Source organism: Paraglaciecola sp. G1-13, from assembly GCF_055809255.1.
On the sequence record NZ_CM147903.1, the window covers coordinates 3,573,343 to 3,588,231 of the forward strand.

Annotated in this window: 9 protein-coding genes; 5 read left to right on the plus strand and 4 right to left on the minus strand. The window is 45.1% G+C overall.

Annotation, left to right across the window (positions count from 1 at the left end; all coding sequences use genetic code 11):
• Window positions 1-12: 12 nt before the first annotated feature.
• Together AC0L6N_RS15280 and AC0L6N_RS15285 are read left to right on the plus strand one after the other, a co-directional pair.
• The gene (locus AC0L6N_RS15280; RefSeq protein ID WP_473475669.1) at window positions 13-813 is read left to right on the plus strand and encodes a symmetrical bis(5'-nucleosyl)-tetraphosphatase; all 801 of its coding nucleotides are present in this window, start codon (window positions 13-15) and stop codon (window positions 811-813) included.
• 396 nt (window positions 814-1,209) lie between these two features.
• Entirely contained in the window at window positions 1,210-3,234 is a 2,025-nt protein-coding gene (locus AC0L6N_RS15285; RefSeq protein WP_473475671.1) for a methyl-accepting chemotaxis protein, read from the plus strand.
• Between the two features lie 82 nt (window positions 3,235-3,316).
• Here AC0L6N_RS15285 and lysC read toward each other — a convergent pair whose 3' ends face one another.
• Complete coding sequence (gene lysC / locus AC0L6N_RS15290) at window positions 3,317-4,675, minus strand: lysine-sensitive aspartokinase 3 (RefSeq protein ID WP_011576160.1); 1,359 nt, start codon at window positions 4,673-4,675, stop codon at window positions 3,317-3,319.
• Between the two features lie 238 nt (window positions 4,676-4,913).
• Between lysC and AC0L6N_RS15295 the strand changes: the two genes are divergently transcribed.
• Entirely contained in the window at window positions 4,914-6,476 is a 1,563-nt protein-coding gene (locus AC0L6N_RS15295) for an amidase (protein WP_473475674.1), read from the plus strand.
• A gap of 115 nt (window positions 6,477-6,591) precedes the next feature.
• Here the strand turns inward: AC0L6N_RS15295 and AC0L6N_RS15300 are convergent, their stop codons facing one another.
• Window positions 6,592-7,056: a DUF192 domain-containing protein gene (locus AC0L6N_RS15300; RefSeq protein ID WP_473475676.1), complete on the minus strand. Its 465-nt coding sequence runs from the start codon at window positions 7,054-7,056 to the stop codon at window positions 6,592-6,594.
• 276 nt (window positions 7,057-7,332) lie between these two features.
• Window positions 7,333-9,945: a bifunctional aconitate hydratase 2/2-methylisocitrate dehydratase gene (acnB, locus tag AC0L6N_RS15305; protein WP_473475678.1), complete on the minus strand. Its 2,613-nt coding sequence runs from the start codon at window positions 9,943-9,945 to the stop codon at window positions 7,333-7,335.
• A 421-nt stretch (window positions 9,946-10,366) separates the two neighbouring features.
• Here acnB and AC0L6N_RS15310 point away from each other — a divergent pair, with 421 nt between their 5' ends.
• Together AC0L6N_RS15310 and AC0L6N_RS15315 are read left to right on the plus strand one after the other, a co-directional pair.
• Entirely contained in the window at window positions 10,367-11,443 is a 1,077-nt protein-coding gene (locus AC0L6N_RS15310; RefSeq protein WP_473475681.1) for an SMP-30/gluconolactonase/LRE family protein, read from the plus strand.
• A gap of 360 nt (window positions 11,444-11,803) precedes the next feature.
• Window positions 11,804-12,349: a type 1 glutamine amidotransferase domain-containing protein gene (locus AC0L6N_RS15315; protein WP_473475683.1), complete on the plus strand. Its 546-nt coding sequence runs from the start codon at window positions 11,804-11,806 to the stop codon at window positions 12,347-12,349.
• Between the two features lie 59 nt (window positions 12,350-12,408).
• On the opposite strand, the gene AC0L6N_RS15320 is transcribed toward AC0L6N_RS15315, so the two are convergent.
• On the minus strand, window positions 12,409-14,763 hold the full coding sequence (locus AC0L6N_RS15320; protein WP_473475686.1) for a YgiQ family radical SAM protein: 2,355 nt from the start codon (window positions 14,761-14,763) through the stop codon (window positions 12,409-12,411).
• Window positions 14,764-14,889 lie beyond the last annotated feature (126 nt).

Below are 14,889 nucleotides of genomic sequence, written 5' to 3' on the forward strand. Positions count from 1 at the left end.
CAGAGTGTACACATGGCTGATTATATCGTGGGTGATATACAGGGTTGCTTGAGTGGCCTTAAAGTCGTTTTAAACAAAGTAGACTTTGCACCGGGTAAAGACACACTATATGCGGTTGGCGATCTTATTGGTCGTGGCCCTGAATCTTTAGAAACCCTCGCTTATTTGCACGGATTAGGTGATAGTTTTCACACCGTGTTAGGTAACCATGACTTAAATTTACTAGCAATATTCTGCGGTGTTAGGCGCGCAAAAAAGGGTGACAAGCTTGACAGCGTCATTGCTTCTGACAGGTTCGCAAAATATTGCCATTGGCTACGCCAAAAGCCACTTGCTCTAAGCCTTGGAGAAAATACATTGCTGACCCACGCGGGCTTATATCCTATGTGGAGTTTTGATAAAGCATTGGGCTTGAGCGATGAAATTAGCACAGCGCTACAAGGACCTCACTGGCAGCAATTAGTACAAAACATGTATGGTGACAAGCCCAACCGCTGGGCTGATGACTTGACAGGCGAGTTAAGGCAACGTTTTATCATTAATGCATTTACTAGAATGCGTTTCTTGGAAAAAGACCAGCGCCTTGAGTTTGAATGTAAAACCCCACCGCAAGATGCGCCTAAGTCCCTCACTCCGTGGTTTAGCGTCAACAACCCAGAATTAACAACTCAGCAAAGAGTCGTTTTCGGGCATTGGGCGGCTTTGAATGGCGAGACTCAAAACAGTCACTTTATTGCCTTAGATACAGGATTTGTTTGGGGAGGGCGTATGACCTTGCTTCGTGCAGATGACTGGTTGCGAGTGCAAAGCTAAAACGAGACCATATTCAAACACTTCCCTATTCATAATTTCCGCATTTTGTCATAAAACGTCTTCAGTTTTGTATTATATTAGTAACTGCTAAATGTGCTGAATGCGAAGCATTTCGTTATTATCTCAAGTAAAATTAAAAAGTTAGCTAATGTTAACCGCTTTTAAGTCGATACTACTTTCGTAGGGTAAATCTAAGCAGATTGTAGTGGTTATCGAATTTGATAAGCATTGTGTTAGGGACATAAGTAACGCAGGTATGATTGCCTTTGTTATTGTGTGAAACTGGCCTGTAAGAGATTAAAATATGTAATTTAGCTGCATTGCTGTTTGCATTCATCACACAATAAAATAATCGCCCTAACACCTATAATAAATAGATTTATTTGGAGAGCACACATGAAATTGACTGTAGCACTGCGCGTTGTAGGTGGGTTCGCCATTATTACTTCGCTGCTTATCGTCATGGGAATATTTTCACTCGCTACCTTAGATGATATAGATGACGCTACCGAAGACGTAAGTAATCTCGCTTTTCCGACGGTCAGCGGCAGTAGTCAACTCAAAGTGTCATTCTTAAACATGGGGCGCCTAACGGCAGAAGCCTACTACGGTGACGGTTTAGACAGCCTTGATGAAAAAAGCGAAGCCTTTAACAATAGCCAAAGCAACTTTGAAAACGAATTCAATACACTTAAGCAGGTAGTCAGCCAAGAGTCTGATTTAAAAGCCTCTTTAGCAGAAGTGGATGGCATTTACGAAGACTATAAGGTCAATGTATTAAAGCTGTTTGATAGCCGTAAAGCTGACCTTGCTATGCGCGATACACTGCGTGGTCAAATTGGCGATATTGAAGATAACGCCGATGACACCTCCTCACTGATCTTAGATTTCTCTGACCTTGACGAAGTTCAAAATAATGCCCAACTTGCCAAGGCTTCAGAATTAGCCAATCGCCTTGAAACCAATTTAATGTCACTTATCACAGTGAGCTCAGAATATATTAAAACCCAAAATTTGGTCAGGGCTGACACCCTAGGCAACGAGGTAGAACTGGTTGTAAACCAAATTCGTGAGTCTTTGAGTGGCATTCAAAACGCAGCGGGTGGCAACGACCCTAGTGGTACCTTGTCCGAAATCTATCAAATGACGGGGTCAGTCCTAGACTTGGTAAGCTCGTCAACGGGTGTGCTACAAAACCAAGTAAAGAAGATCAACAAACAGAATGAAGCCACTGCCGCTTACAGGGCCTCAGATGCCAACATCGAGTTAGCCATTACCAAACTTAATACCCTTTCTAAACTTGCCGATGATAAAGCATCGATAGCCAATGAATCGGTCAAAAGCTCAATTAGCTCTGGCAATCTACGAACCACATTTATTGTTATTATCTCGGTCTTAATTGCCAGCGTAATTGCCTTCTTTGGTGTGCGAGCTATTATCAAGCCGCTTAACAGAGTTAATGAGATGCTGAACATTGTTTCATCAGGGGATCTTACTCAACGTTTAGACGACTCTTCCGATGATGAATTTGGCACTTTGGCGAAAAACTGTAATAACTTGGTTGACAGCTTAAAGTCATTGATTTCAGGTATAGGCTCTCGCTCTGCTCAGTTAGCTGCGGCATCAGAAGAGACCTCTGCGGTGACCATGCAAACCACGACATCGATTCAAGAGCAAAAATCACAGATCGCACAAGTTGCTACCGCAACAACAGAAATGCACAGTACGTCCTTGGTTGTCAGTCAAAGCGCTGAAGATACATTGCGTCAAATTCAACATGCTGATGAAGAAGCCGAGAAGGTTAAAGCTATCTCGGAAGAAAACATTCGCACCATTGAAGTGCTCGCCCGTGACGTTGAAGAAGCGGCCGAGGTTATTAACAAGCTTCATCAAGACAGTGCCAGCATCGGCGGTATTTTGGATGTTATTCGTGGCGTGGCTGACCAAACTAACTTACTCGCATTAAACGCGGCCATTGAAGCGGCGCGCGCAGGTGAGCATGGTAGAGGCTTTGCCGTAGTAGCAGATGAAGTACGTACCCTTGCCAGTCGCACACAAAAATCGACTCAAGAAATTAACTCGATGATTGAAGTGCTTCAAGCGGGTGCTGAAAAAGCCGTAGCAGTAATGAACCAAGGCAAAGAGCAAACAACCGTTTGTGTTGAGAAAACCGAAGCCTCAACCAAAGCCTTGCAGCTCATTTCTGATGCCGTTCATAAAGCGTACGATGTTAGTTCGCAAATCGCTCAAGCAGCGAAAGAACAAAATGTGGTGTCGCAAGAAATCAGCGAGAAGCTAGAGAATATCGTGAATATCGCCGAAGAAACCTCTGTAGGCGCGCATCAAACGTCTGAATCAAGTCACGAGGTGGCCAAGCTTGCCGAAGAGCTACAAAGTTCTGTACAGCAGTTTAAGGTCTAATTAGCCTATATTGCGCTTACTTGTAGCGCAAAAAAAACCGCTACTTTTCGATAGCGGTTTTTTTATGACTAAAATGCGTTAATTATTCAGCTTCAAACAAGCTCTTATGCAGGGCTTTCACCACATTTGAACTGTCCTTTTCGCTCACTAACATAGACATATTATGCACGTTGGCACCGAAACAAATCATTCTCAGGTTAAAGTCAGACACTGCAGCGAAAATACGGCTCGATACACCAGCTGCACTGTGCATGTTATTGCCTACCACAGTCACCAAATCAAAATGCTCTTCAAGCTCAACTTCACAAATTTGGCTAAGCTCTTCGATCGTCTCACGGTTCAAACGCTGCAATACTGAATTAGGCGGGTTATCCAGAGTGAACGAGACACAGATTTCAGATGTCGTCACCAAATCAACACTTAAGTTGTGCTTGGCGATAATGGTAAATACATTCTGCAAGAACCCCTGAGCGTACATCATCTTAGGCGTTTTCACTGTCACCATAACTTGGTCTTTACGGCGAGTAATGGCGCGGTAAGAAGGTTCATGTTCACAATCACGAACAATCCAAGTACCGCCTTTTTCAGGCTCCTTACTTGAGCCAACAAATACCTTTATATTTTGACGAAGCGCCGGCTCCATGGTCGCTGGGTGTAACACCTTAGCACCAAATGTAGCCATTTCTGCGGCTTCTTCAAAGCTTAGCTCAGGCAAAGGTCTTGCTGCATCAGTAATGCGCGGGTCCGTGGTATAAACACCAATCACATCCGTCCAGATTTCACAGCTTTGTGCGCCTAAGGCTTCAGCTAATAAAGCGGCAGTAAAATCAGAGCCTCCACGTCCAAGGGTAGTGGTATTGCCTGCTTCGTCAGAGCCAATAAACCCTTGGGTAACCAGAACGGTTTTAGCTATTTCAGGTGCCATTAGCTTTGCCGCGCGCTGCTTTATGCCATCCAGTTGCGGAGCCGCCTGACCAAACTCGCTGTCGGTCAGAAGGACATTACGCACATCAAAGTTATCCGCTGGCAGACCTTGCTGCGTCAATACCTCGGAAAACAGCAGCGATGCCATGCGTTCACCGTGCGACAGCAAACTGTCTTTTAAATCAGGACGGTGGAGTATTTCTTCATGAAACGCCAATTGTTTCAATGACTCGAGTAACTCCAACAACTTATCGGCCACCAAAGTCGGCGCGCCTAAGTCATTTAATATAGCGAATTCAATGGCTTGTATTTGCTCAATGTAAGCCGAAATTTCATCTTTGGTCAGGGCCTTGTGTGCCAGCTCTACCAGAATGTTAGTTACCCCAGCTGATGCACTTACCACCACCACTTTAGTAGCAGGGTTGCCTTTTACCACCTTGGCGCAATTAAGCATGGTGGCGTAGGTTGCGACACTGGTTCCGCCAAATTTAGCTACGTTTATCGAAGAGTCACTCAATGTTTTTCCTAATTAGAATATGTACAAAAAAGATGCCATAAATTACCAGCTTTTTAGCGCAGATAAAGCACATTTTGCCTCTTTCTGTACACTTTTTGGAATAGCCTATGCGATAGTGATACCGGGCGTACTATTTGAGTATTTCAAAGGACGTCTCGCCCTTTATCATTTAATAATAAAAATCGCCAAATCCAGTCAAATTAATGGTGAAAATACAGTCAGTTAAGGAAACATAGACATGCTCCGATGCAAAACCATCAGCAGTTCATTAACGAGCGGGGTCATCATTGCTTTGCTCGCAACCAATAGTTTTGCTGCACGAGCCAGTGAAACCATCGCTAGGCCGTTACACGAACTCACCCTTCATGAAACACAAACATTATTGCGTAATAACACCATCACCGTCACCCAATTGAGTGATTACTATTTACAGCGAATCGAGAAATTCGACGATAACGGCCCTACGCTCAATGCCATCGTCACGCTTAATCAGCAGCTTGCTGAACAGGTGGCAGCGTTAGATATGAAACTTAAGAGTGACGCGCCAATGGGCACACTATTCGGCGCCATGGTGCTACTCAAGGACAATATTGACGCCACAGGTATGCCAAACACTGCAGGGTCTTGGCTGATGCGAGAACACGTTCCTAGTAAAGACGCCTACTTGGTTGAAAAGTTAAAAGCACAGGACGCGATTATTCTGGGTAAAACCAATTTGTCTGAATGGGCAAACTTTCGCTCCACTATGTCATCAAGCGGCTGGAGTAGTTTGCACGGGCAAACCCTCAATCCTCATGATGTAACGCGCTCTCCGTGTGGCTCTAGTTCAGGATCAGGTGTGGCTGTCGCCGCAGATTTTACGTTATTAGCGGTAGGTACAGAAACAGATGGCTCCGTTACCTGCCCCGCTGCTGTTAACGGTATTGTGGGCATCAAACCCACACTAGGCCTTATTAGCCGCAGCGGCATCATTCCCATCGCCCACTCACAAGACACAGCAGGCCCAATGGCGCGCTCGGTTGCTGATGCGGTCGTTATGCTTGAAGCCATGATGGGTGAGGACAACAACGATGCGAGCAGCATTGCCCCTATACGCTTAGTTGAGTATTTAAAAGCCGACGGACTTAAAGGCAAGCGGATAGGCGTGGTGCGCAACATGATGGGCTATCATCCACAACTTGACGACGTCTTTGAAGCTCAGTTATCTATATTAGAAAAAGCGGGCGCTATCATCATAGACAATGCCGATATCGACGATAAAGGCAGCTGGAATGAAGACGAGTACAGCGTGTTGCTGGCTGAGTTTAAAGCGGATTTAAATCACTATTTAACAAAGAGCAATGCACCAATAAAAAGCTTACAAGAGGCGATAGATAAAAATGAGGAAGCAAAAGAGCGCACTATGCCTATCTTTGGACAGGAGATATTCATTAGCGCCCAAGAAGCGCCTGAGTTAACGGATAAACGCTACCTCGATGCGTTACACAGCGCTAAACAAAAAGCAGGCAAAGACGGCATAGATGCCACACTCGCAAAATACAATGTAGATCTACTGATTGCCCCCACAACGGCACCTGCGTGGAAAATAGACCATATCGATGGTGATCACTTTCTTGGCTCAGCCAGCGGCGCGGCGGCAGTCGCCGGCTACCCGCACATTACTGTTCCAATGGGAGAAGTGTACGGCATGCCTGTTAATATGAGCTTTATTGGTGGAGCAAAGAGTGAAGGTTTGCTGATTGAGGCGGCTTATGGGTTTGAGCAAGCAACTCATGCGCGTATCACTCCGCTGTTGTTTTAGCGTATTAGACGAGCAAATTTTGACTGTAATACCAGTGCCCATCGGCATTGAAGCACACCAAAGTGAACTTGATAAGAGCGGCTAAAATGCCGCCTTTATCACCCAATTCAATTGGTTAGTCTTTTATCACTAATGTGTCGCCTACTTTTACACCGTTTTTAGCAAACCAGCCTTGATTCATCTCAAGTGCGTAAAGTACCGCTTGAGATGCCCCAACTGAGGTTAAGTCGTGGGGTTGCATCGGTTTAATATCGGTGATCACACCGTCACTGGTGATAAAGGCAACATCAAGCGCTAAAAATGTGTTCTGCATCCACATACTGGCTTTTTTGGCGCCTGAGAACTTGAACAACATTCCACATTGGCTACACAGCGTTTTACGAAACATTAAGCCTTTTGCTCTTTGCTCAAAGGTATAAGCATATTCCACCTCAAGAGGCTGCTGACCAATAGTAATGCTAACCAAAGGTAACGTCTGATATGACTCGTTTTCTTGGGCACTTGCCCCTAGCATCACACTTAAACTAAAAAAGCCTGCAAGCAAAACAGACGTGAACAAGCGAAGGGGTTTAATCAACATGTGTATTCCAATAATTTAGATAAAACCCTCGAAGCCAGCTGGCACGTAGCGTGTGAGCAATAACGGAGTTTTATTATTAATTCGGTTAAAACAAACTTAAAAACAATGGGTTAGTTTATTTATCAGACTAAAGTCTACTTTACCGGAAAACAGAAAGGAATAGCTCGAGGACACAGATTGTAGCAAATACGGGTTTAGCAATAAAAAAAGCCGAACTAGGCATTCACCTGTTCGGCTTACAGTATTTTATTCTGATTTAGTTATATAAATCAGTGATTAAGCAATGTTAAGAGCAGGAATAATCTTCTCTTTCGCAGCAGCTTCTGCTTGCTTGAACTCATCGATACGGTCGAAGTTCAAGTAACGGAAAACATCACCAGACATAGACTCGATCTTGTTCGCATATTCCATGTACTCAGCTGTAGTAGGGATACGACCAACAATCGCACCAACAGCCGCAAGTTCAGCAGAACACAAGTAAACATCAGCACCATCGCCTAAACGGTTAGGGAAGTTACGAGTAGAAGTAGACAATACTGTTGAGTTAGCTAATACGCGTGCTTGGTTACCCATACACAATGAACAACCAGGCATTTCAGTACGCACACCCACACGACCGTAGATGTTGTAGTAGCCTTCTTCCATCAATACGGCTTTGTCCATCTTAGTCGGTGGAGAGATCCACAAACGCGTTGGCAAGGTCTTGTTGTATTGCTCAAGTAGTTTACCTGCAGCACGGAAGTGACCAATATTCGTCATACAAGAACCGATGAACACTTCATCAATTTTCTCGCCAGCAACGTCAGACAAAGTTTTCGCATCATCTGGATCGTTCGGGCAACAAAGAATAGGTTCGTTGATATCATCAAGGTCAATCTCAATGGTTTCAACGTACTCAGCGTCTTTATCCGCTTGCATTAGCTCTGGGTTAGCCAACCACTCTTCCATTTTACGAGCACGACGCTCAAGCGTACGAGGGTCGCCGTAACCTTCGTTGATCATCCAACGTAACATAGTGATGTTAGACGTTAGGTACTCTGCGATAGACGCTTCAGACAACTTAATAGTACAACCTGCTGCTGAACGCTCTGCAGAGGCATCTGACAATTCAAACGCTTGCTCAACGGTCAAATCGTTCAAACCTTCTATTTCAAGAATACGACCAGAGAAAGCATTGACTTTACCTTTCTTAGCTACAGTCAAAAGACCTTGCTTGATACCGTACAATGGAATGGCATGCACCAAATCACGCAACGTGATGCCTGGCTTCATTTTACCTTTAAAGCGCACCAATACCGACTCAGGCATATCAAGCGGCATTACGCCTGTTGCAGCTGCGAATGCAACCAAACCAGAGCCTGCAGGGAATGAAATACCCATTGGGAAACGCGTATGAGAATCACCACCAGTACCCACGGTATCAGGCAATAACATACGGTTTAACCAAGAGTGGATAATACCGTCACCTGGGCGAAGTGAGACACCGCCACGGTTCATAATGAAATCAGGCAATGTATGCTGAGTATCAATATCAACTGGTTTAGGGTACGCCGCTGTGTGACAGAACGACTGCATGGTTAAATCTGCAGAGAAACCTAAACAGGCTAGATCTTTAAGCTCATCACGGGTCATTGGCCCAGTGGTATCTTGTGAACCCACAGTAGTCATTTTAGGCTCGCAGTAAGTGCCTGGGCGAATACCCTCAACACCACATGCTTTACCCACCATCTTCTGAGCTAAGGTATACCCTTTGCCAGTATCAGCGGGTTGGTCTGGCTTACGGAACAAGTCAGAAGCACCAAGGCCTAAAGACTCGCGCGCTTTTTCGGTCAAACCACGACCAATGATTAAGTTAATACGGCCACCAGCGCGTACTTCGTCTAGCAATACGTCAGACTTATACTCATATTTAGCCAGTTCAGCGCCTGTTTCAGCGTTAGTAATACGACCTTCAAGTGGGAAGATGTCAATCACGTCGCCCATGTTCATATTGTCTACGTCAGCTTCAAATACTAACGCACCAGCATCTTCCATAGTGTTGTAGAAAATTGGCGCAACTTTACCGCCGATACATACACCGCCGCCACGTTTGTTTGGTACGCCAGGTAAGTCTTCACCGAAGAACCAAAGGACTGAGTTAGTCGCTGACTTACGTGATGAACCGGTACCTACAACGTCACCCACGAACGCAACAGGGTGACCTTTTGCTTTAATTTCGTCGATTTGTTTAAGTGGTCCAATTTCTCCATGTACTTCAGGCGTTAAGCCGTCACGGGTCATCTTATACGCTGCACGTGCGTGCAATGGAATATCAGGACGTGACCATGCATCAGGTGCAGGTGATAAGTCATCGGTGTTTGTTTCACCGGTCACTTTGAATACTGAGTAAGTGATTTTCTCAGGCATTTCAGGGCGTGAAGTGAACCACTCGGCGTCAGCCCAAGATTGTAATACGTCTTTGGCGAACCCGTTTCCTGCGCGGGCTTTTTCTTCCACGTCATGGAAAGCGTCAAACATCAGCAAAGTGTGCTTCAATTCTTCAGCAGCAAGCTCAGCCAAATCATTGTTATCAAGTGCATCAACTAGTGTCACGATGTTGTAACCACCGTGCATGTTACCCAACAATTGGATCGCAGCGTCTTTGCTGATCAAAGGAGATGATGCTTCACCGATAACGATAGCATTTAAGAAACCAGCTTTAACATAAGCCGCTTCATCTACGCCCGGTGGAACACGCTCTGATAACAACTCAAGTAAAAAGTCACCTTCGCCTGCAGGCGGCGCTTTTAATAACTCAACCAAACCAGCAACTTGCTCGGCATTTAATGGTTTAGGTGGGATACCTTCGGCAGAACGTTCTTCAACATGTTTACGATATGCTTCTAACACAATTAGGACCTCTTGGTTGACTCAAAGAACACCGGACGTTCTTGAGTATGTCTATAAAACCGAGCAAGTATAAGGCTTATACAGCCAAAATAAAAATAACCTGTATGTTTATAGCCTTATACTGGCTATTCCCTACAAAAATAGGGGTTAATAGGATGTTAAGTGACGCGATAATCGTTTTTTATGACGTTAAAATACCCTTTTTCATTATTTCTGTTTTTATCTAGGGGCAAGTCTACTGTCACAGAATACACTTTGTACTTCCCTATAACTTACGGAGCAGCAATTGCACTTCAATGACAAGCTCGCTTCATAATTAGGTTGATAAATACACCCAAATAACGAATCACAATTTAACCTAACAATATCATCATGCTATATCTTGTTGAAATGTTTATCCTTTACATATCAGGGAGATATTATGAAATTGGTTAAATTTACCCTACTCGCTATTTTTACCCTTGGCGCGTATTTGCTGCTATGGCCTGTCGCTATTGATCCAGTCGCTTGGCAAGCGCCCACAGCCACAGGGTATGTTGGCCCATGGGCATCAAACAATGCATTAGCCGACTTAGATCTATTGTCGTTAGGTGACCATCATGGGCCAGAAGATTTTGCCCTTCGAGATGACGGTGTTATCGCCACAGCTACCCATTCGGGTGACATTATGCTACTGGCACCCAATACCAACGAATTTAAAACTTGGGTTAATACAGGCGGTCGCCCACTGGGAATCGAGTATGACCTACAAGGGAATCTATTGGTTGCCGACGCGATGAAAGGATTAATATCCATAACCCCCAATGGTGATATCAGCCTTGTCACAAATCAGGTAGACGATACGGATATTGTATACGCGGACGATGTAGACATCGCACAAAATGGTATGGTCTATTTCAGCGATGCCACAAACAAGTTTTCTGCCTTGCAATTCGGCGGCACATTACCCGCAAGTCTGCTGGAAATAATGGAACACAAAGGCAATGGACGCCTCTTGCAATACAATCCAGCCACTGCCGAAACTAGGGTATTACTGGAAGGCTTAACCTTTGCCAATGGCGTCGCGGTGAGTCACGATCAACGCTCGGTGCTAATCAATGAAACCGGCAGTTACCGTGTATTACGCTATTGGCTGAAAGGCCCAAAGGCCGGCAAAGTTGAGACCCTTATTGATAACCTACCGGGATTCCCTGATAACATCGCCCGCTCTCCTAGCGGTGGATATTGGCTCGGGTTTGCCTCCCCTCGCGCCAAAAGCATAGATGACTTATCTGAATCACCCTTTCTAAGGAAAATGATTCAGCGTCTGCCCAGCTTTTTGCAACCAGCAGGCAAAAATTATGGCCATGTCATTAAAATTGCCGAAAATGGTGAGGTACTGATGAACTTACAAGACCCTAGTGGTGCGTATCCCTTTACTACAGGCGTGCTAGAAACGGCTGACGCTTTATATATCAGTAGTCTTACGGCTAACGCCGTCGGTAAAAAGCCGCTTTAAGAAAGGTAACCTGTTGATCTGGATACTCTCTGTTAATCATCCCATCTCAGCCTGCAGAGGATACAGAAATTGGATTTAGGTTTTTGCTTTTAGCTTTTAGCTTTTTACGGTGACCTTAACCCCATCAGATGACGTGAGTAGTTGGGTCGGTGCGAGCCGACACCGGCCTCTGTAAAAATTTCTCTTGTCTCTAAAATTTTGTCAGGCTTAAAGTATGATAAAAACCCTCCCCTTTTATCGTTAAATCGAAACCGTCACAACTGGCGAGGCTTTGCGAGACATTGGAGCTCTCAGGATCTGTGGCACGGCATTAGCATTTCTTCATTCACAATATTGAGCTTAAAAGATGAAGGAAAAATTATGACTACGTCACTAGCACATAAACGTGTTGCCATTTTGGCCACTGATGGTTTTGAGCAAAGCGAGTTATTTCACCCATTGAATGCGTTAAAAGAAGCCAGCGTAAAAGTGGATATCATTTCTCTTGAGAAAGGGTCAATTAAAGGTTGGGATGAAGATAATTGGGGGGAGTCGATTAAGGTCGATTTGACACTTCAAGAAGCGAAAAGCGAAAACTATGACGCTCTGGTACTACCTGGCGGATTATTCAACCCTGACACCTTACGTACCAGCAATGCTGCCATCGCGTTCATTAAAGATTTCTTTGCCGATGAAAAACAACGTCCTGTCGCAGCGGTATGCCATGGCCCTTGGCTACTTATTGAAGCAGGTATCGTAAAAGGGCGTAACTTAACCTCTTATCCGAGCATTCAAACTGATTTACGTAACGCAGGGGCAAATTGGCAAGATGCACAGGTGCTGATCGATGGCCAAATCATCACGAGTCGTAACCCAGATGACTTGCCCGCATTTAGTGAGCAAATCATCAAAGCCCTGAGAGACTAACCCTCAAGCACAATAAAGCTGAGTTTCAGTACATTGAATTCAAATAGCAAAAAGCCACATTAATGTGGCTTTCTTTTTTTATTACTACTGTTTTTACGTCGGTTATCAGTGTTTGTACCGGCCGAGTTTCCAGTACCACCTGCCTTATTGTGTGGCTGATTGTCACTGAAGCGAGTTAAGCCCTGTTGGGCTTTTTTACCCTTCGCTGTTTGCTGAGCTTGGCCATTTCCTTTGCCTTTCGCATACGCTTTATTTGCAGAGCGCTTTGCATACTCTTTTTGCTCACGCCCTTTTAACTCATTACGGCTCTCAGCAGGTATCAAGCATTTAGCGCCATTGCCAATAAGATAGCCTTTCCCCATGTCGGTTAACGCTTTACGCAACATTGGCCAGTTAGCAGGATCGTGATAACGCAGAAAAGCACGGTGCAACCGGCGGCGAATTTCACCCTTGGCCACGGTCACAGCTTCACTTTTGTGATTCACTTTATGTATCGGGTTTTTCCCCGTGTGATACATAGTTGTCGCGTTCGCCATAGGTGACGGATAGAAGTTCTGTACTTGGTCGAGTTTGAAGTTGCGCTCTTTTAGCCACAGCGCCAAGTTCAGCATGTCTTCGTCTTCAGTCCCTGGATGAGCAGAGATAAAATACGGGATCAAATACTGCTCTTTGCCCGCTTCCATGGTGTACTTGTCGAACAATTCTTTAAATCTATCGTAGGTGCCCATCCCCGGTTTCATCATTTTATCCAGCGGGGCTTTCTCTGTATGCTCAGGCGCAATCTTCAAATAGCCGCCCACGTGATGGGTGACCAACTCGCGTACATAATTGGGATCTTCAATCGCCAAATCGTACCTCACACCCGATGCAATAAGGACTTTCTTCACGCCTTCCACATTACGCGCTTTGCGATATAACTCGACGGTAGGCGTTTGGTCAGTATCTAAATGACCGCAAATTTCTGGCCATACGCACGATAAACGACGACACGCTTGTTCCGCTTTCGGACTCTTGCAACGCAATTTATACATATTGGCGGTTGGGCCACCTAGATCAGAGATGACCCCAGTAAAACCCGGAACCTTGTCGCGGATCTGTTCAATTTCACGAATGATCGATTCTTCAGAGCGGCTTTGAATAACGCGCCCTTCGTGCTCTGTAATAGAACAGAAAGTGCAGCCGCCAAAACAACCACGCATGATATTCACCGAGGTTTTAATCATGTCGTAAGCAGGTATTTTTGCTTTACCGTAGCTAGGATGCGGAACACGTGCATAAGGTAAATCAAACACGGCATCCATTTCTTCAGTTTCAAGCGGGTAAGCAGGTGGATTAATCCAAATGATTCTATCGCCATGGCGCTGTGCAAGCGCACGAGCACACCCTGGGTTGGTTTCTTTGTGCAATATACGCGAGGTATGCGCGTAATGCGTTTTCTCAGCACGCACCACATCGTAAGCTGGCAGCATCACATAGGTTTTATCCCACGGCTTGCGACGTTTGGTTTTTGAGGTAAAAGGCTGTACCACAATCGGCTGGGCCTTTTGCTCTCCAATGGCCGCTTGTTTATCTGCCTCAGAAGAAACCGCGCATTTATCTTCGATGATTTCGTAGGGGCTAATAACAGGGTCAATTTTACCTATGGTGTCTAAATGTGTTGAGTCTACACCTTGCCAACCAGGCAACGGCTCTTTACGGATAACGGCTGTGCCGCGAATATCTTGCATTTGCTCAATGCTTTCACCCGCAGCAAAACGATGGGCCATTTCAATTAATGGACGTTCAGCATTACCGAACATCAACATGTCAGCTTTTGAATCAAACAACACAGAGCGGCGCACTTTATCTGACCAGTAATCATAGTGAGCTATACGACGCAAACTGGCTTCTATACCACCAATCACTACTGGTTTTTTATAGGCCTCTTTGCATCGCTGAGTGTATACCGTGACTGCACGATCTGGGCGCTTGCCCCCTTCATTATTAGCAGTGTAGGCATCATCGTGACGCAGTTTTCGCTCTGCTGTATAACGATTGATCATGGAGTCCATGTTACCTGCGGTCACGCCGAAGAATAAGTTCGGCTCACCTAACTGCATAAAGTCGTTTTTGTTCGTCCAATCCGGCTGAGAAATAATCCCTACTCGGAAACCTTGTGACTCAAGCACGCGGCCAATCACCGCCATGCCAAAGCTGGGGTGATCCACGTAGGCATCCCCCGTAACAATAATGATATCGCAGCTATCCCAACCTAAGATTTCCATTTCTTTGCGTGACATGGGTAAAAATGGCGCAGGGCCAAAACACTCAGCCCAATATTTGGGATAAGAAAAAAGACCGCGCTCGGCTTTCATACGCTCAGCAGGCTGGCGTTTAACAGGCGATTTAGCGACAGGTTGACTCAGGTTGGACATACAACTCCACAAAAAATAAAAAGTATTAAAAAAGCGCTCAAGATGGAAATGCGAAAAGCGCTTAAAATTTGACCGCGGGAGTATATACCTAAAGTACTTTTTAGCCCAGTAAAGACCGCAAAAAAG